At 71.8% G+C, this 18,719-nt stretch carries 14 protein-coding genes; 7 read left to right on the top strand and 7 right to left on the bottom strand.

The window, feature by feature from the left end:
* The first annotated feature begins 45 nt into the window (after window positions 1–45).
* Window positions 46–1,122: a hypothetical protein gene (locus AMA02S_RS11660; protein WP_157430518.1), complete on the top strand. Its 1,077-nt coding sequence runs from the start codon at window positions 46–48 to the stop codon at window positions 1,120–1,122.
* Here AMA02S_RS11660 and AMA02S_RS11655 read toward each other — a convergent pair.
* The gene (locus AMA02S_RS11655; RefSeq protein WP_084264997.1) at window positions 1,069–2,436 is read right to left on the bottom strand and encodes an O-antigen ligase family protein; all 1,368 of its coding nucleotides are present in this window, start codon (window positions 2,434–2,436) and stop codon (window positions 1,069–1,071) included. The two genes, AMA02S_RS11660 and AMA02S_RS11655, sit on opposite strands and share 54 nt — an antisense overlap.
* Before the next feature lie 132 nt (window positions 2,437–2,568).
* Between AMA02S_RS11655 and AMA02S_RS42815 the strand changes: the two genes are divergently transcribed.
* Window positions 2,569–3,387: a sulfotransferase domain-containing protein gene (locus tag AMA02S_RS42815; RefSeq protein WP_084264996.1), complete on the top strand. Its 819-nt coding sequence runs from the start codon at window positions 2,569–2,571 to the stop codon at window positions 3,385–3,387.
* A gap of 58 nt (window positions 3,388–3,445) precedes the next feature.
* Here AMA02S_RS42815 and AMA02S_RS11645 read toward each other — a convergent pair whose 3' ends face one another.
* Together AMA02S_RS11645 and AMA02S_RS41615 are read right to left on the bottom strand one after the other, a co-directional pair.
* Window positions 3,446–5,242, bottom strand: a complete 1,797-nt coding sequence (locus AMA02S_RS11645) for a right-handed parallel beta-helix repeat-containing protein (protein ID WP_067455967.1) — start codon at window positions 5,240–5,242, stop codon at window positions 3,446–3,448.
* A gap of 111 nt (window positions 5,243–5,353) precedes the next feature.
* Complete coding sequence (locus AMA02S_RS41615) at window positions 5,354–5,938, bottom strand: hypothetical protein (protein WP_067455965.1); 585 nt, start codon at window positions 5,936–5,938, stop codon at window positions 5,354–5,356.
* 225 nt (window positions 5,939–6,163) lie between these two features.
* Between AMA02S_RS41615 and AMA02S_RS44060 the strand changes: the two genes are divergently transcribed.
* Complete coding sequence (locus tag AMA02S_RS44060) at window positions 6,164–9,364, top strand: LamG-like jellyroll fold domain-containing protein (protein ID WP_157430517.1); 3,201 nt, start codon at window positions 6,164–6,166, stop codon at window positions 9,362–9,364.
* Here AMA02S_RS44060 and AMA02S_RS41610 read toward each other — a convergent pair.
* Complete coding sequence (locus AMA02S_RS41610) at window positions 9,354–9,506, bottom strand: hypothetical protein (RefSeq protein ID WP_157430516.1); 153 nt, start codon at window positions 9,504–9,506, stop codon at window positions 9,354–9,356. The two genes, AMA02S_RS44060 and AMA02S_RS41610, sit on opposite strands and share 11 nt — an antisense overlap.
* A 106-nt stretch (window positions 9,507–9,612) precedes the next feature.
* Here AMA02S_RS41610 and AMA02S_RS11630 point away from each other — a divergent pair, with 106 nt between their 5' ends.
* Window positions 9,613–11,265: a YncE family protein gene (locus AMA02S_RS11630; RefSeq protein WP_157430515.1), complete on the top strand. Its 1,653-nt coding sequence runs from the start codon at window positions 9,613–9,615 to the stop codon at window positions 11,263–11,265.
* A gap of 110 nt (window positions 11,266–11,375) precedes the next feature.
* On the opposite strand, the gene AMA02S_RS11625 is transcribed toward AMA02S_RS11630, so the two are convergent.
* Together AMA02S_RS11625 and AMA02S_RS11620 are read right to left on the bottom strand one after the other, a co-directional pair.
* Window positions 11,376–12,347, bottom strand: a complete 972-nt coding sequence (locus AMA02S_RS11625; protein WP_157430514.1) for a phosphotransferase — start codon at window positions 12,345–12,347, stop codon at window positions 11,376–11,378.
* Between the two features lie 11 nt (window positions 12,348–12,358).
* Window positions 12,359–13,489, bottom strand: coding sequence for a DUF1972 domain-containing protein (locus tag AMA02S_RS11620; RefSeq protein ID WP_067457079.1), 1,131 nt, complete (start codon window positions 13,487–13,489; stop codon window positions 12,359–12,361).
* Window positions 13,490–13,653: 164 nt separating this feature from the next.
* Between AMA02S_RS11620 and AMA02S_RS11615 the strand changes: the two genes are divergently transcribed.
* Genes AMA02S_RS11615 through AMA02S_RS11605 form a run of 3 tightly spaced genes read left to right on the top strand, consistent with a single transcriptional unit; the run spans window position 13,654 to window position 17,725 of the window.
* A complete protein-coding gene (locus tag AMA02S_RS11615) occupies window positions 13,654–14,805 on the top strand; it encodes a glycosyltransferase family 4 protein (RefSeq protein WP_245667457.1) in 1,152 nt (383 codons plus the stop codon).
* Window positions 14,806–14,819: 14 nt separating this feature from the next.
* Window positions 14,820–16,397, top strand: a complete 1,578-nt coding sequence (locus AMA02S_RS11610) for a YveK family protein (protein ID WP_067455953.1) — start codon at window positions 14,820–14,822, stop codon at window positions 16,395–16,397.
* Window positions 16,394–17,725 (top strand): polysaccharide biosynthesis protein, encoded by a 1,332-nt coding sequence (locus AMA02S_RS11605; RefSeq protein WP_067455950.1) that lies wholly within the window; start codon window positions 16,394–16,396, stop codon window positions 17,723–17,725. Before AMA02S_RS11610 ends, AMA02S_RS11605 begins: the two co-directional genes overlap by 4 nt.
* On the opposite strand, the gene AMA02S_RS11600 is transcribed toward AMA02S_RS11605, so the two are convergent.
* Window positions 17,702–18,634: a sulfite exporter TauE/SafE family protein gene (locus AMA02S_RS11600; RefSeq protein ID WP_067457073.1), complete on the bottom strand. Its 933-nt coding sequence runs from the start codon at window positions 18,632–18,634 to the stop codon at window positions 17,702–17,704. The genes AMA02S_RS11605 and AMA02S_RS11600 overlap by 24 nt on opposite strands.
* Window positions 18,635–18,719 lie beyond the last annotated feature (85 nt).

The following is an 18,719-nucleotide window of genomic DNA, read 5'->3' as shown; positions in this document are numbered from 1 at the left end:
GCGCAAGAATGCCACACGGTCCCCCGCAGAGATGGACGTCACACAGTGAGAGCACACTCTCCGCGTGCGCGCCGCCTCGCCGCCGGCAGTGCGGTGGCGGCGCTCGTGGTCCTGACAGGCCCGGTCCTGACGGGCGCGCCCGCGGCGGCGGCGCCCACCCCAAAGCCTAGCCCCGCCGTGACCAGCACTGTTCCCGCGACGGCCGCGTTCCGGGCGGCCGACCCGCGGCTGAGCGCCCCCGTCGATCTGGTCGCGGGCGTCCTCCACCCGGAGATCTGGTGGACGATCGGGTCCGCTTCCGGCCGTCCGCTGCTGTTCGCCCTCGACGCGCGGGGCCGCACCCGCGCCGCCTACACCCTCGCCGGCGCCACCATCGGCCGGCTCAGCGCGGTCACGATCGTGAAGAACGGGGCGGGGGAGTCCGGGCTGTTCGTCGGGAACCTCGACGAGGGACGCGCCGGGAGCCTCACCCTGTACCGGGTCGCCGAGCCCGCCGCGCTGACGGGCGGCACGCTCCAGGTGAAGCCGTTCAGGTTGCGCTATCCCGACGGAGGCCACCAGGGCGGCGCGCTGCTGGCCGACCCCGCCGAGAGCCGTGTCTACATCATCACCAAGGGAGACACCGCCGCGGCCGTGTTCGCGTTGCCCGGCGTCCTCGGCCCGCAACTGAACGCCCTGACCCGGCTGCGGACCCTGTCGTTCCCCGTCCGCGGCGCCGAGTTCACCCGGGACGGCCACGTCGTCCTCAAGACGACCCGGGACGTGCGGGTGCTGGGCGGGATCCGGGAGAAGGTCGGTCAGGTCGTCCGGACGGCCGCCAAGATGACCGGAACGGCGTTCGGTGTCTCCGCGGACGGACGGCGGGTCGTCATGGCCGACCCGGGAACGCGCCCGGTCTTCCGGTCGGTCACGCTGCCCAGCGGGGCCGCCTCCGCGACCGGCGCCGGGGAGCCGAAGCCGTCCGGCACGATGCCGATCAACGACCAGAGCTCCCCGGTGTCGTTCCCGTCCGAGTCGGGGCCGCCCGGGGGGCTCCTCGGGACCGGCGCCCTCATCGGGCTGGTGCTGCTAGGGCTGCTGGGGGGCTTTTTCTACGTGCGGGGACGCCAGCGCTCCGGCTGACGCCCTCACCCGCGCCGGATCGTCGGTCAGCGCCTCGTCCTCCAGCGCGTCGTCCGGTGCCTGCTGCGGGTCGCCGCCCTGCCGCCGCATGGTCTCCGCCCAGGCCACCAGGAGCAGCAGCCACGCGCTGGAGACGTTGGCGGGCGCGGCCAGGCCCTCGGTGGTGATGCTGTCGGCCAGGAAGAAGCCGAGGATGCCGAGGAGCATCCCCGCGTCGGCGCGCAGCGTCCGGTGCCGGGCCAGCATCAGCAGGACGAACCCGAGCGTCAGCAGCAGCGCCACGAACGCGGCGGTACCGACCGTCCCGTTGTCCACCAGCGCGTTGACGAACGCGTTATGCCCGCCGCCGAGGCCGATGTCGTCCAGGAACAGCCCGCGCGAGGCGCCGAGGCCCCGCCCGAAGATCGGCTCCTCGGAGTAGGCCTTCATCGCCAGCGACCACAGGTCGGTGCGGGAGTTGAGGGACGACAGCGTCTCGGCGGACTCGCCCCGGGCCACGAACGCCAGGATGGAGTCGGAGAACGCCAGCACGCCGAGGGCGGCGACCGCGGCGCCCATCACCAGCACGTCCACCCGGCCCTTCGGCCCCCGCGCGGTGGCCAGCAGGACCACCAGCCCGAGCGCGCAGCCGAGCGCCGCGCCCCGCGTCCCGGTCGCCACGAGCGCGCCCGACAGCACCGCCAGGGCGCCCAGGTAGAGCATCGGATGCCAGAGCCGGTCCTGCGGGGTCGTCCAGCGGATCAGGTAGCCGACCGTCAGCAGCACCGCGATGCCCAGATACACGCCCGCCTGGACGGGATGGACGTACAGCCAGTTGAAGCGCTCCTCGGTGAGGCGGGTGCGCGGGAACGGGTGCGCGACGCCGATCCCGACCGAGATCACCACGATGCCGATGAACACGTGCGCCAGCCGCCGCAGGTCCGCGAGCGTCGCCCGTGTGGCGAGCAGGTGCGCCAGCAGCATCGTGACCAGCAGCTGCGCGCCGCGGACCATGCCGAGCGACTTGAACGGCGACCAGAACGCCGAGAACGCGACGTACCCGCAGAACACCCATGCCGCGAACAGCAGGCCGGTGATGCGCCGCGACGGCGGCCGCAGCCCGAACTTGTACACCAGGTACAGCGCGGCCATGCCGTACACGGCGACCTCGACCAGGACGGTCAGGTCGGCGCTGCCGCCCACCGCCTGGTCGACCTCCCGGCTGCGCAGCTTGTAGTCGCTGGCGAGCATGAGCGCGAGCGGCAGCGCGACGGCCCACCAGCCCGCGCTGGGCGGAGGCGGCGTCCGGCGCGGGAAGATCCCCTTCACGGTCATGGGCGTCCTCACAAGCTCTCAAGACGTGTCCAAGAATACGGGCGGCGGGCCGGTAATCTGTCCGCTGTGAATCGAGCGACGTTGCCCGGCCCTGTCGTGTCCGCGGGCCGCAGTGTGATCCGCGGATACGGGATGAGCACGGCCGCCCTGCGCCCCGGCCCCGACTTCCTGCTGATCGGCGCGAAACGCGGCGGGTCCACGTCGCTCTACTACACGCTGCTGGAGCACCCGCAGGTGATGCCGCTGTTCCCGAACGCGCGGCTGCTGCCCAAGGACAACCACACCAAGGGCGTCCACTACTTCGACTCCCACTACGACAAGGGCGGCACCTGGTACCGGTCGCACTTCCCGACCTCCAGCCGCCGCTCCGGAAAGGTCGTGGGGGAGGGGTCGCCGTACTACCTGTTCCACCCCCTGGCGGCCGAGCGGGCCGGACGCGACGTCCCGGAGGCCAAGATCCTGCTCGTCCTGCGCGACCCGATCGAGCGGGCGTTCTCGCACTACCGGGAGCGACGCCGCCAGAACGCCGAGGACCTCGCGACGTTCGAGGAGGCCCTGGAGGCCGAGACGGGCCGCCTGGAGGGCGAGGAGGAGCGGATCGTCTCCGAGCCCGGCTACCTCAGCTACGCCCACGAGCAGCAGTCCTACCGGGCGCAGGGGGAGTACGCCCCGCACCTGCGGCGCTGGATGCGGCACTTCCCCGCCGAGCGGGTCCGGGTGCTCGCCGCCGAGGAGTTCTACGCCGACCCGCAGGCCGCCTGCGACGAGGTGGCGGTGTTCCTCGGCCTCGAACCGGCGCCACTGCCCCCCTCTGCGATCAAGGTGTGGAACGCCGCACCGAGCCAGGACCTCACCCCCGAGACGCGCCAGCGGCTGGCCGAGCACTACGCCCCGTTCAACGCCGACCTGGAGACCCTCCTCGGCCGCACCTTCCCCTGGACCCGCCCCTGAGGCCCCTGGGCCCGCCCCTGGGGCTTGTCAGCCGGGCCGGGCGCCTACGTCCCGCCGCCTAGTCGGACCAGGCACCGATGTGGCGGGTGCCGGCCGGCCGGTCGAGGAGCGCGGCGATGTCGGCGGGCAGCGGCACCGCGTTGTTGGCGTCGGCGCCCGGCGCGACGGTGCGGTCGAGGTCGCCCTCCGCGCGGGCGGCGGTCGCGGTCGCGAGGAACGCGCCCCGCGTCTCCTGCCCGGTCGCCGTCTTGAACCGGCCGAGCTCGGCGAAGGAGTGCCGGGACCACAGGATCAGCGTGCGCGGGTTGGCGGCGTCCGGACGGACGTAGACGTTGCCGTTGACGGTCAGGTTCATCTGGGCGGCGGTGCGCTCACCGGTGTGGTCGGTCACGCACAGCAGGCAGGGGGTGTCCGGGCGGGCGTCGGCGAAGGTGTTGTTGCTGACGGCGGTCCTGCCGATCCGCCAGGTCATGGCCGGGTCCGGCCCCTTCTGCCGCGGGTCGCGGCCGGGCACGCCCGGGTCGTCGCGGCGCCGCGGGTCCTGGACGAGGAAGACGGCGCGGCCGTTGCCGGCCATCGAGTTGTTCCAGATCCGGACGTCGGAGGTGTTATTCACCTTCATCCCGTCGCCGGCGTTGCCGCTGATGACGTTGCCCGCCACCACCGCCTTGGCGCTCAGCTCCAGGGAGATGCCGTGGTGGGCGTTGCGCAGGATCCGGTCGCCGGTGATCGTGATGTCGTAGACGGACTCGTCCATCCACAGGCCCTTGCCGAGGTTGCCGACGATCTCGCTGTCGACCACCGCGACCTTACGAGAACGGGTGATCTTGAAGCCGCCCGAGACCGGTGAGTACTTGAACTGCTCCACGTTGTTGTGGTCGAGGCGCACCCCCTCCAGCCGCAGGTCGTCGGCGGTGTTGGCGTGGATGCCGAGGAGCCCGTTGTGCGAGCTGGTCACATGCCGGACGCGGCCGTGCGCGGCGACGACGGTGAGGCCGGTCGTGGCCGACTCGGTGACGACCACGTTCTCCACGGTGATCCGCGGCGCGGTGGCCCGGACCATGGCGATGTCGGGCAGCGAGGTCGCGTACCTGCGCACCCCGATGCCGCGCAGGGTGCTGCCCTCGCCGTCGATCGTGATGGCCTTGCCGAGCGTGCTCGCGCGCACGTCGTGCCCGCGCGGGTCGGAGCCCATGTAGAGGCGGGAGGCGCCCTCGTCGACGTAGAAGGTGCCGGGCTTGACCTCGTCCCGCGACCCGACCTGGCGTTGCGCGGTGCCGTCGAGCCACAGCTGGTCGGGGTGGGAGGCCATCGGATGCTTGGGGGACACGAACTGGAAGTCGACGTCCCTGCTCGGCCGCGCGCCCGGGGTGTAGGTGGGGCTGGAGTCGAACTTCGTCGTCCAGCCGTCGTGGACCCAGGCATTACCCTCCGCGTCTTCCGCACTCCAGTCGGTGACGCGGGAACTGCCGTCGAACCAGACGGCCTCGCGGGGATGGGACTGGATCGTCAGCCGCTTGCCGCGCGGGACGGTGACGCTCTCGTGGTAGACGCCGCCGCGCAGCACGATGGTGCCGCCGGAGCCGGCCTTGCCGATCGCCCTGCCGAGGGTGCGCAGCGGATGCTTGCGCGTGCCCGGCGCCCCGTCGTCGCCGGACGGCGAGACGAACACGGCCCCGTCCGGGATCTTGTAGGAGGTGCTGCCGACCGGGGCGGCGCCGGGCCCCGCGGGCAGCGAGGAGACGGGTGCCTTGCCGTCGTGCCGGGGCAGCTGCCAGCCGAGGAAGCCGACGCTGACGATCACCGGCAGTGTCAGGACCCGGACGATCGTTGTCCGGTGCGAGCTGTGCGGCACGGCGAGACCTCCTACCCCCGGAAAGCCTTGACATAAGGAACGTACCGACCACGGGCCTGTCCGGCCACTCCCGTCACCGGTCCGATGAGTGTGGCTCAGGGGCCGGGTGGCTTAGGGACGGAGCGCGCCCGCGAAGAGAGCGGCCTTGTGCTGGGCATCGAACTTGACGCCGAGAACGACCGACTTGTAGCCCGCCGGCGGGATCTCGAACGCGTAGGACGCCTTCTTGCCCTGGCCCGGCGGTACCGTCCCGTAGAAGTCGTTGATGTTGGCGTAGGACGTGGGCTTCGCCTCGGCCCGGCGGGGGCCGTATTTGGCCACGACGCGGACCTGGTTGAGGTCGAGCGGCTTGGCCGAGCCGTTAGTGAAGCTCAGTGTGAAAATGGTCACCACGCGTCCGGCGATCTGCCCCGGCCCGTCCGCCTTGTTCTTGACGTAGCGGATTCCGCCGATCTTCACGGTGATCTTGTCGTTATAGGTGACGGGCTTGCGCAGGCCGGTGGAAGACTTCAGGTCGAGCGCCCCCGGGGCCGCGTTGGCCGCCGATTCCGGCTGCGTGCTGGGCGGCGGTGGCGGATTCTGCTTACCGGCGGATTTGCCCCCGCCCCCGCCGCATCCGGCCAGTGCCAGCGCGAGGGCCAGCGTCGCGCCCGTCGCGACGAGACGCTTCGGCGGACGCGTTCCTCGGTCGGACATGCGGCTCTCCTCGAAAGTGGTCGGGCTGGGAAAGTCAAGGGCGGAGGGCGGGCCCCGTGTGAAACCGGCCTGGGGCTGAACAGTGTAGACGCGGTGACTCCGTTACTCTGCCTTTACTCCTGTGTCCGTGGGGGCCACGGGAGCGAACGGCAGGGGAATCACCCAGTGAGACTTGTACCTTCGCATTTGCGTGCCTCGCGTGCACGCAGAACGGCGACCGCCGCCTTGACCGCCTTGACTCTGGCGCTGCTGGGCGGCTCCGCCCTGCCCGCCGCGGAGGCAGGCGCCGACATCGACCCCCCGTCCGGCACGCCGCCGACGGTGAGCGCCGACCCGCTGCCGACGTGGCAGGTCAACGGGGTCGTGTGGAGCATGACCACGGTCGGTACGACCGTGTACGCGACCGGTAACTTCACCAAGGCGCGCCCGCCGGGGACGGCCACCGGCGGCGCCGGTGAGGTCACGCGTAACAACATCCTGGCGTTCGACCTGACCACCGGGAACCTGATCACCTCGTTCGCGCACTCGCTCAACGGGCAGGGCCTGCGGATCGTGGCCTCGCCCGACGGCAAGCGCGTGTACGTCGGCGGCGAGTTCACGCAGGTGGACGGTAAGGCCCGGCAGCGTCTTGCGGCGTTCGACACCGCCACCGGAGCTCTCGTCGAGGGTTTCGCGCCGCAGGTGGGCTCCATCGTGCGGGGCATCGCGGCGACGAACTCGACGGTGTACTTCGGCGGGAACTTCTTCAACGTCAACGGCAAGTCCCGCACGCGCCTCGCCGCGGTCAACGCCTCCACCGGCGCCAACATCGACACCTGGCGCCCGGTCGCCGACGACGACGAGGTGTACGCCCTGGCGATGGCGCCGGGCGACGAGCGGGTCCTGATCGGCGGGCGGTTCCAGAAGCTCAACGGGGCGACGCAGGTCGGTGTCGGGGCGGTGAACACCACCAACGGCGCGTCCCTGCCGTGGACCAGCAAGCCGGTCCCGACGAAGAAGGACGCCACCCACTTCTCGTACGTGACCGACCTGTTCGTCAATGGTGACACCGTGTATGGCGCGGCGGACGGCGAGGGCGGCCACTGGTTCGACGGCCGGTTCGCCGCCAAGGCCGCCACCGGCGACCTGGTGTGGCTCGACAACTGCTATGGCGCCACCTACGGCATGTTCGTCCAGGGCCAGGCCGTCTACAGCGTCTCGCACGCGCACGACTGCTCCTCGCTCGGCGCGTTCCCGGAGACCAAGCCGCAGTCGTGGCACCGCGCGCTCGCCGAGACCGCCTACCCGACCGGCACCGACAAGGCGCCCCCCGGCTCCAACAGCAACTACAGCGGCCAGCCGATCCCCAGCCTGCTCCAGTGGTACCCGACCGTCGCCCAGGGGACGTTCACCGGGCAGTACCAAGGGGCCTGGTCGGTCACCGGCAACGACAACTACGTCGCCCTGGGTGGCGAGTTCCCCAAGGTGAACGGCAAGGCGCAGCAGGGCCTCGTCCGGTTCGCGGTCAAGGCCAACGCGCCGAACAAGGCCGGCCCGATCGCCGCCGAGCTCGGCACCCCGACCGCGAAGAGCATGGCGGACGGCAGCGTCCGCGTGTCCTGGAACACGACCTGGGACATGGACAACGCCTCCCTGAAGTACGAGGTGCTCCGCGACAGCGGTACGACGCCCATCGGCGTGGTCGAGAAGTCGTCCACGTTCTGGGACCAGCCGAACGCGGCGTTCTTCGACAAATCCGCACCGGCCGGCGCCCACACCTACAAGGTCCGCGCGGTCGACTCCACCGGCAACGCCGTGACCAGCGCCGTGTCCAACGCGGCGACGCCCGGGAACGGCACCCCCGGCCCGTACGCGGGGGAGGTCACCGGTGACGGCGCGAGCGCCTACTGGCGGCTCGGCGAGAGCAGCGGCCCCGGCTACGACTATGCGGGCGTGAACGACCTCACGATCGGCTCTGGCGGGGCGCGCGGCCAGGCCGGCGCGATCTCCGGTGACGCCGACCGCGCGGTGACGTTCAACGGCACCTCGTCCGGGACGGCCGCCAGCGGCGCGGCCCCCACCCGGCAGGACCTCAGCGTCGAGGCGTGGGTGAAGACCACCTCCAAGAGCGGCGGGAAGATCATTGGGTACGGGAACGCCGCGACCGGGCTGAGCACCAAGTACGACCGGCACCTGTACATGACCAACGACGGGCGGATCGTCTTCGGCGTCTACCCGGGCGCGACGAAGACCGTCCAGAGCGGCACCGGGCTGAACGACGGCAAATGGCACCACGTCGTCGGGACCCTCGACGGCGACGCCGGCCTCAAGCTGTTCGTGGACGGCGCGCAGAAGGCCGCCGACTCCACCGCGAAGACCGCCGAGAGCTACGCGGGCTACTGGCGCGTCGGCGGCGACAACACCACCGGGTGGCCGAACAAGCCGACCAGCAACTTCCTGAACGGGACGCTGGACGAGGTCGCCGTCTACCCCCGCGCGCTGACGGCGGCGGAGGTGACGCGGCACCACGGCCTCGGCACCGGCTCCGTCCAGCCGAACCAGCCGCCGGCCGCCGCGTTCACCTCGTCCTGTGACCAGCTCGCGTGCACGTTCGACGGGTCGGGCTCCACCGACACCGACGGGTCCGTGGCGAGCTACGCGTGGGACTTCGGTGACGGGCAGAGCGGGACCGGCGTCAAGCCGTCCCATACCTACGCGACGGCCGGAGAGTACACGGTCAAGCTGAAGGTGACCGACGACCACGGCGCGACGGCCGAGGTCCTGCACACCGTCGCGGCCACGTCCAGCACGCTGGCGGCCGACGAGTTCGGCCGCACCGCCACCGGCGGGTGGGGCAGTGCCGACACCGGCGGCGCCTGGACCCGCAACGGCTCGGGCGGTGTCCTGTCGGTGGGCGGCACCGGGCACATCGAGCTGGGAGCCCCCGGCAACAGCGGGGGCGGCTACCTCAACGGCGTGTCGTCCGCGGACACCGACCTGACCTTCACGGCGGCGGTGGACAAGGAGGGCACCGGCAACGGTGTCTACCTGGCGGCCATCGGGCGGCGCGTGGGCGGCGAGGACTACCGGGCCCGGCTCCGGCTGCGGCCGTCCGGGGTGGTGTCGCTCAAGCTCAGCCGGCTGGGCGCGGGCGGCGCCGAGACCGACATCGTCGCCGAGCAGACCGTCGCGGGCCTGACGTACGAGCCGGGCAAGCGGCTGCACGTGCGGCTCCAGGTGACGGGCACGTCGCCCACCACGCTGAAGGCCAAGGTCTGGGCGGACGGGACGGCCGAACCGGCCTGGCAGCTCACCGGCACGGACTCGACCGCCGGGTTGCAATCCGCGGGCTCCCTCGGAGTCTGGACCTATCTCGCGGGTAACACCACCAACGCACCCATCGTGGTGTCGATGGACGATCTGCTGGCGGTTCGCGTCACCGGTTGACGGCAAAGCCGGACATCGGTGAGAAATCGCTGACGTGTGAAAGCGCCCCGGGGTTTACCTCCCGGGGCGTTTTCTTTTTCGCCACGACAATGAGATCGGTCCACCGAGCGGGCGAAGTCTCCTGTTCCATGAATTCGGTCACGATTTCATAAGGGCCCCGATGTGGCGCGCGGAGGGACCGCTAGGCTCTCCAGATCCAGAGTGGCCGTAGGGGCCACAAGGGGCTTATGCGCTAGGGGATCCGACTCGTGAGAGCTCTATTGCGACAGCGCCGGGCGGGCGTGCGCGCGGGTCTGGCGGCCTCCGCGACCCTCACGCTCGCGGGCGCGTCCTTCATGCCGGCCACGACCGCCGGCGCCGACACCGTGCCGGCGACCGGCACGCCGCCGACGGTGAGCGCCGACCCGCTGCCGACGTGGCAGGTCAACGGGGTCGTGTGGAGCATGACCACGGTCGGTACGACGGTCTACGCGACCGGCAACTTCACCAAGGCGCGCCCGCCGGGGACGGCGACCGGCAACGCCAAGGAAGTCACGCGTAACAACATCCTGGCGTTCGACCTGACCACCGGGAACCTGATCACCTCGTTCGCGCACTCGCTCAACGGGCAGGGCCTGCGGATCGTGGCCTCGCCCGACGGCAAGCGCGTGTACGTCGGCGGCGAGTTCACCGAGGTCGACGGCAAGGTGCACAACCGCCTCGCCGCGTTCGACACCGCCACCGGCAAGCTGGTCGACGCGTTCGCCCCGAAGGTCGGCAACATCGTGCGGGGCATCGCGGCGACGAACTCGACGGTGTACTTCGGCGGGAACTTCTTCAACGTCAACGGCAAGTCCCGCACACGCCTCGCGGCCGTGCACGCCTCCACCGGCGCCAACATCGACACCTGGCGCCCGGTCGCCAACGACAACGAGGTGTACGCCCTGGCGATGGCCCCGGGCAACGAGCGGGTCCTGATCGGCGGGCGGTTCCAGCAGCTCAACGGGGCGGCCCACGTCGGCATCGGCGCGGTCAACACCACCAATGGCGCGTCCCTGCCGTGGACCAGCAGGCCCATCCCGACCAGGCAGGACAGCCGTCGCTTCTCCTACGTGACCGACCTGTTCGTCGACGGTGACACCGTGTACGGCTCCGCCGACGGCGAGGGCGGCCACTGGTTCGACGGCCGGTTCGCCGCCAAGGCCGCCACCGGCGACCTGGTGTGGCTCGACAACTGCTATGGCGCCACCTACGGCATGTTCGCCCAGGGCCAGGCCGTCTACAGCGTCTCGCACGCGCACGACTGCTCCTCGCTCGGCGCGTTCCCGGAGACCCGGCCGACGACGTGGCACCGCGCGCTCGCCGAGACCAAGGCCGCGACCGGCACCGACCAGGCGCCCCCCGGCTCCAACAGCAACTACCGCAACCAGCCGATCCCCAGCCTGCTGCACTGGTTCCCGACCCTCTCGCAGGGGACGTTCACCAAGCAGTACCAGGCGGCCTGGTCGGTCACCGGCAACGACAACTACGTCGCCATGGGCGGCGAGTTCCCCAAGGTGAACGGCAAGGCGCAGCAGGGCCTGGTGCGGTTCGCGGTGAAGGGCAAGGCGCCCAACAAGACCGGCCCCGTCAAGGCCGACCTGGCCGCGCCGACCGCGTCCAAGGCGTGGATGTCCTCGCAGATCAAGGTGTCCTGGAAGACCACCTGGGACCAGGACAACGAATCGCTCACCTACGAGGTGCTGCGCGACGCCGAGACCAAGCCGCTCACCACGATCAAGAAGGACTCCTCCTTCTGGGTCCGGCCCACGTTGACCTTCACCGACACCACCGCACCCAGCGGCAAGCACACCTACCGCATCCGCGTGAAGGACGCGCTGGGCAACACGCTCACCAGCGCGGCCTCCCCGTCGGTCGGCTGACCGCCCTGGGTTGCAACCCCAGCACGATCTGACGAGAGCGCGCCCCGGCGGATGCCGGGGCGCGCTCTCGCTTTCTCGTCTTTCCCGCTGCTCAGGCCGTTCTCGCCCCCTCAGGCGACGTGCGGGCCCAGGGACCGCAGAACCTCGCTCAGCCGCACCTTGAGCGCGGCGTCATGGTCATCATCGGAACGCGACGCCACCCGCTTCAACCAGAACTCCGCCGCCTCCGCGTGGCCCCGGCCGGCCCCCGGGCTCGACGGCTTGCCGAACACGGTGATGTTCGTCGCCTCGTAGTAGACGAGGTCGGCGCCCGGCGGCGCCCACGCCGCGTCCTCCCAGTCGATCAGCCACGGCACGCCGGGGCCGCAGCGCCGCAGGTTCCACGCGGTGAGGTCGCCGTGCATCGGGACCCAGTGCGCCGGCACGTCCTGCGTGCGCGGCAGCACCTCCTTCAAGTGCCGTTGCAGGTCAGACAGCAGCGGTTCCAGCGCGACCCCGCGGGCCGGCCGGGCCGGCCGGGCCGGCATCGCCTCGATGACCATCCAGTGCCAGCCCGCGGTCTCCCCCCGGTCCAGCACCCGCGGTACCCGGAACCCGCCGGCCTGGCCCCCTGGAAAGGCCGCCAGGGCCCGCTCCTCGCGGTCCAGCTCGCCGGGCTCCTCGCGGAGCTTGAGGAAGCCCACCGGCCTTCCTGAGCGCAGCAGGACGGCCGCCAGCCCCGTCCGGGACGCCTGCGGGCGCTCGTAGAGGGCCAGATCGTCGAACGGCCCGACCCGCGCGGCCAGCGCCGCCCAGCGCTCCGGCCCGCCCGGCGGCTCCCAGCGGACCCGCGGGCCGGGCACGACGCGCGTCCCGAAGGCCGCGACCGCGCCGTACAGCGCCCACTGGGCGGCCAGCGCCGCGGGCTTGGAGCGGGTGATCAACGACACCCCCGCGAGCGCGCCGCGCCGCGACCGGGCCGGGATGAGGACGTTCCGCGTCCCCATTCCGGGCCGAATGAACTCGTGTCCAGATGTGGCCATCTCGTGTCCGCCCCCCGCGGGCCCCGGGCCCGCACGCTCGGGCTCGTCACGCCCCGTCATCGACCGCTCCCTCACTTCGCGCGCACGGTCTTGCGTGTGAGCCTGCGCTCGGCGAGGTCCGAGCAGAGCCGCTCGTACGCGGCGGCCACGTCGTCCCAGACGTACCGCTCGGAGGCCCGCTTGCGCGCCGCGTCGCCCCGGTCGGCCGCCGCGCCCGGATCGGCCTCGGCCGCATCGATCCGCGCCGCCAGCTCCGCCGCGTCGGCGAAGAACCGGCCCGCCTCCTCGCCCAGCACCTCGCGGTTGAAGTTGACGTCGTAGGCGAGGACGGACGCGCCGGCGCCCATGGCGCGCAGCAGCGAGGGGTTCGTACCGCCGACCGAGTGGCCGTGGACGTAGGTCAGCGCGCCGGCGTACAGCGCGTCCAGGAGGCCCTGGTCCCACACGCCGCCCATGAAGGTGATGCGCGGGTCGTCACCCGCCAGTTCCCTGACGCGGGTGGTGTACTCGTCGGAGTAGGGGGCCGATCCGACGACGACCAGGGGCTTGCGGGCACCGCTCCGCCGGTAGCCCTCGACCGCCAGGTGCACATGGTTCTCGGGTTCGAACCGTGCCACGACCAGGTGGAATCCGCCCGGCTCGTAGCCCGCCTCCGCCAGTTTGGCGGTGTCGGTACAGGTGAGGATCGGTGCGCCGTAGGGGATGAAGACCGACTCCGCGCCGAACTTCTCGCGGTAGTACTCCTGGATGCCGACCGCGTCGGCGATCAAGGCGTCCGACCAGCGCACGGCCATGGACTCGGCGGCACGGTAGTAGCGCTGGCCTGTACCGCTCCACTTGGTGCGCTTCCACTCCAGGCCGTCGACGTGCGTGGCGACCGGGATCCGCAGGGTCCGCAGCACCGGCAGCAGCGGCGCGTTCGCGGCGTTGAACACGAGCGCCACGTCGGCGCCCTCGCGGGCCATCTTGCCGCGGAACGCGTGCAGGACGGACAGTCCGGTGTGGCTGAGGGTCTCGGCCACTTTCTTTTCGATCGCCGGGAGATAGATGAGCCGCATCCCCAGGTACTGCGGCTCGGGATGGCGTTCGCCTCGACAGTAGACCATCACCTCATGGCCAGCTGTCACGAGCCGCTTGCCTATCTCCTCCACCGCTGTTTCGAAGCCGCCGTATCGCGCAGGCACTCCGCGTGTACCTACCATGGCGATGCGCACTCTGACCCCCACTCTGATTGCAGACGCTCTCGTTACGATCCGCACAGGTTATGCGCAAGGGGCAGCGCACGTCTTGGTGGCAAATAACAGTTAATCTGAAGGTTGCGGGAGACTGGTGTCCTGGATAGATCCGGGTGCCTGGAGGAGGGCAAGTGGCCGAACGGGACGCACGGTCCACGGTGGTGCTGGCGCACCCGTCGCCCGACCTGTACGGCTCCGACCGGGTGTTCATCGAGTCGGTGCGGGCGCTGGTGGCCCAGTGGCGCGTCATCGTGACGCTACCGGAGGACGGACCACTGTCGGCGGTGCTCCGCGATGCCGGTGCGGAGATCGTCGTGCTGCCGGTCCCGGTCCTGCGCAAGGCCTACCTCACCCCGATCGGGCTCGTGCGGCTGATGATCGCCGCCGCCCGCGCCCTGCCCCGTGCCCGGCGGCTGCTGCGCCGCGAGCGCGCCGCCGCCCTCTACGTCAACACCGTGACGCTCCCGTTCTGGCTCCTGGCCGGACGGGTCGCGCGGGTGCCCGCGCTCTGCCACGTCCACGAGGCCGAAGACGGGATGCCCCGCCCGATGCGCGCGCTGCTGTACTCGCCGCTGCGCCTCGCGCGCGCGGTCGTCGTCAACAGCCGGGCGAGCGCCGCCGCGGTCGGCGACTCCGGCGCCCAGATCATCTACAACGGCGTCGACGGGCCGCCGGCCGAACCCGCCCCGCCGCGCCCGGAGCCCGGCCCGCCGGCGAGGATCGTCCTGGTGGGGCGGCTGTCACAGCGCAAGGGCTCCGACATCGGGGTCAAGGCCGTCCAGTTGCTCCGCCGGCGCGGGTACGACGTGAACCTGACACTGGTCGGCAGCGTCTACCCTGGCTATGAGTGGTTCGAGGAGGAGCTGCGGGCCTTGGCCGGTGACGACGACTCCGTGGTCTTCGCGGGGTTCCGCTCGTCGGTCTGGAATTCGTTCGCCGAGGCGGACATCGCGATCGTGCCCTCGCGCGTCGAATCATTCGGGAACGGTGCGGTCGAGGCCATGCTCGCCGGGCGTCCCGTCGTGGCCTGCGCCACCCAGGGGCTGGTCGAGATCTTCACCGACGGCGACAACGGTGTCGTCGTCCCGCCGGACGATCCCGCCGCCCTCGCCGACGGTATCGCCCGGCTCCTGGACGACTGGGACGGTGCCCTGGTGATGGCCAAGCAGGCCAGCGCCGACGCCGCCCTGCGGTTCGGTACCGACCGTTACCACCGCGAGCTGCGTGCGGCCGTGCACGGCCTGACCGCGGCCTCCCCCGCGACCCTGCCCCCGGCCCCCTGAGGACTCAGCACCTGATGACAGCACAGACCCCCGCCACTCCGGAGATCAGCCTCGTCGAGGCCGTCTGGCGCTACCGGCTGATGTCGCTCATCATCGTGCTGGCCTGCGTCCTGGCGTCCGTCGCGGCCACGCAGATCCTGTTCGGCAGCGCCACGGCCACCGCGAAGTTCGCGGTCACCGACCCGACGAACAACAACAACGCGCTGCGGATGGGCGTCGTCTCCGGTCAGGGGTATGCGACCTACACCGCGCAGCGCGCGGCGTTCGCGGGGTCCACGCCGGTGATGGCGCGTGCCGCGCAGCTCGTCCGGGACAAGCGCGGCCCCAAGCTGACCGGCGAGCAGCTGCGCGGCCGGGTCAAGACCTCCAGCAAGCCGGACGGCGGCGTCGTGATCGTGACCGCGACCGGCGCCAGCATGACCGAGGCCGCCGTGATCGCCAACTCGGTCCTACAGGCGTACCAGGACGTCACGATCTCCACCAACACCGGCAAGCTGGACGAGCAGATCAAGAGCATCAAGTCCCTGCAGACCAAGGTCACGCAGGACATGGAGCTCACCCAGGCCGGGAGCCGCTCGTACCGGCTGCTCGCCGCGCAGCTCACCAAGCTCCAGTCCGAGGAGAGCGGGCTGCTGTCGGCCCGGTCCAAGACCAACGACGGCGTCCAGTTCCTCGACACCGCCGACCCGACCGCGCCGACCCCCAGCAAGCTGCCGCAGAACGGCGTGATCGGGCTGGCCCTCGGTGTGATCATCGCGTGCGTCGTGTCGTTCCTGCGCGCGTCCGCCCGTCCGCGGCGGCCGGCGGGCACCGGCCCGCTGCCCGCCGGCGGGCCCGCCCCCGACCTCGGCGGCGCGTCCGGCGCGCCGGGCGGAGCGCTTGGCAGCGGCCAGGGCGCCGGCGCGGTGCCGGAGCTTCCCGCCGGACGGTCCTACCAGGGGCGCAGGCACACCTCCGACGTGCGGGTGGGCGGCCTGCTGCCCGAGGGGCGCGACTCGCTGCGCGAGCGGACCGAGGAAGCGGCCCCGCCGCCGCCCTCATCCGGCCGCGGCAGGGGGACGCGCCGTGCCCGGTCGACCCCGGCCGCGCCGTCCGCGTCCGCCACGCAGGCAGTCCCGGCGACGCCCCCGTCCGTTCCGCCGGCGCCGCCCGCCGACCGCGACCGGGGCAGGCCCCGGCTGAACGGGGCCAGCCCGTCGGCTTCCAGCCCCGGTTCCGGCCTGCCGACCAGCACCGGGTCGGGTTCCCGGGGGGCGCGGGGCGGCGGCAACGGCTCGTCCTCGCAGAGCAAGGCGCCGCGTGGCAAGGGCACGCGCGGCAAGCCCCCGCCCGGTGAGGAGCCCGCACCCGAGCCCGAGAAGAACCCCGCGTCGGACCTGCCCGTGGACCTGTGGGGGGATGGCGGCGGCGACCCCACCCGCACCGCCGAGGACCCGGCATCCCTTCTCGGCGGCAAGAACTCCGCGACTGGAAAGTCCGCCCCCGCAAAGCCCTCCTCCGGCAAGCCCGCCTCCGGTAGCCCGGAGCAGGGCAGTGGGTCCGGCAAGGGAAAAGGCGACACGTCCCTGATGCACTACGACGTGGACAGGTGAGCCAGGCCGCTTCAGGGCACGGCACGGGCAAGGCCGGCGGACTCTCGGGTAAGGCCGGCCGGCTGCTGTCCTCGGCGGGCGGGGCGGTCACCGTCCAGTTCGTCACGGCGGGTGGCAGCCTGGTCGTCCAGGCGCTGTGCGCGCGGACGGTGGGTCCTTCCGGATACGGCGCCTACGCGCTGTTCGTCTCCGTCCTCGTCATGATCACGGCGGTGCAGACGAGCTGGGTGGGCGACAGCCTCACCGTGTTCGACCGGTTCGATCCACGCATCCGGGGCGCGCTGCTGCTGTCGGTGTGCATCACGGTCACCGCGGGCGCCTCGGTGGGTGCGGCCGTGACCGCGGTGATGGGCCTCGCTGGCGCGGCCGGGATCGCGATGTTCGCGCTGCTGGTGGCGCTCTGGCTGCTGAACGAGACCGGGCGGCGGATCTTCACCGCGCGGATGGAGTTCTGGCGGCTGGCCGTCAACGACACCGCGTACCTCGTGGTGACGCTCGGGACCCTCGGCGGCGCGCTGACCCTGGGCGCGGACGCCTCGGTGGAGCTGATGCTCGCCGCGATGTGCGCGGGCTGCCTGGTGTCCATCGTGCTCGCCCGGCTCCGGCTGCCGGCCCCCGAGTACGCCCTAGCCCCGCTGCGGAACACGGCGTTCCGGGAGATCGCCGGGTTCGCGGTGTGGCGGTCGGTGCAGGCGGGGCTGCGGCCGGGCTCGCTGCTGCTCGCCCGCGTCATGATCGCCGCCTTCGCCTCCACCGCCGCCCTCGCCGGGATCGAGGCCGCGCGGCTGCTGCTGGCGCCCGCGCTGACGTTCGTCAACGGCGCCGGCGGGTTCCTGCTCGGAGACTTCGCCCAGGCGGAGCGCACCGGGACGCCCATGCCCGCCCGCCGGGCGGTGCGCGTCTGCGTGCTGCTGTCGGTGATCGCGCTGGTGATGAGCCTGTCGGGGATCTTGCTGGTGGACTGGCTGGGCCCGCTGGTGACCGGCGGGTCGTTCTCGGTGGACCGGGTCGCGCTCGTCGGCTGGGGCGTCTACGCGGTCTGCTTCGCCTGCACGCTGCCGCTGGCCAGCCTGGCGACGGCCCGCAAGATGTCCAAGTCCGTCTTCACCGTGCGCGGCGTCGAGAGCGCGACCGGGCTGCTGGTCCTGCTCGGCCTGCTGGTCGCCGATCCCGGCCACGCGTCCATCGCCCCGTACTGCCTGGGCGCGGGCGGGCTGGTCTCGGCGGCGATGCTGTGGCGGGCGTTGCGCAAGACCGATCCACCCGCCGGTGAGCAGCGGGTCGAGCCGCACCCGACGGAAGGGTCAGTGGACGAGCTGGTCGGCTGACAGGTCCCGCGCCGTCCCCTCGCCGGACTCGGACCGGGCGGTGCGGCCGCGCTGGACGAGCCACACGGCCACGGTCGCGGCGGCCAGCACGACCATCGTCCAGGCCAGCGGCACCGCGCCGAGGCCGAACATCTTGAGCGCGGACGCGACCAGCACCAGCGCCAGGACACGGCGGATCAGGCCGCCGGGCGCGCGTGCGGAGACCTTCGAGCCGAGGTAGACGCCGGGGATCGAACCGACGAGCAGCGCGGCGGTGACCTCCATCCGGAAGTCGCCGAACAGCAGGTGGCCGAGCGCGGCGGCGAATACCAGCGGCACCGCCTGGAGCAGGTCCGTTCCGACGAGCTGGTTGGCCTTGAGCGCCGGGTACAGGGCCAGCAGCGCGACGATGATCAGTGAGCCGGAGCCGACCGAGGTGATGCCGACCACCAGGCCGCCGACCAGCCCGACCAGTACGGTCGGCACCGGCCGGATCGTGATCTCGGGGGTCTGCCCGCCGTCCGTGCGCGCGCCGGAGCGGCCCCGGTGGGCCAGGTAGCCGCGGACGACCAGCCCGGCCGCCGCGATGAGCAGCGCGACGCCCATCGCCTTGCTGATGACGTCCTCGACCCGCTCGCCGTGTCCGAGCGCGCGGGCGAGCAGCACGCCGGAGAACGCGGCGGGCACCGAGCCGAGGCAGAGCCAGCCGACCAGCCGCATGTTGATCGTGCCCTGGCGGTAGTGGACGGCGCTGCCGACGGGCTTCATCACGGCCGCGGCCACGAGGTCGCTGGAGACCGCCGCGAGCGGGCTCACGCCGAAGAACGTCACGAGCATCGGCGTCATCAGCGCGCCGCCGCCCATCCCGGTCAGCCCGACGACGATAGCGACCAGGAAGGAGCCGCCCGCCATCGTCCAATCGAAGTCCATCGCCATGACCTACCAGCTATATCGGAAAAACTCCCTAACACCTTAAAGGACATCAGGTCGCTGTTGTAACCGGGGCGAAGTGGGA

Origin of the sequence: Actinomadura macra NBRC 14102 (assembly GCF_001552215.1) — a bacterium.
Lineage (GTDB): Bacteria > Actinomycetota > Actinomycetes > Streptosporangiales > Streptosporangiaceae > Spirillospora > Spirillospora macra.
The sequence above is the reverse complement of the archived record's forward strand: the minus strand, read 5'-3'. Positions and strand labels throughout refer to the sequence as shown.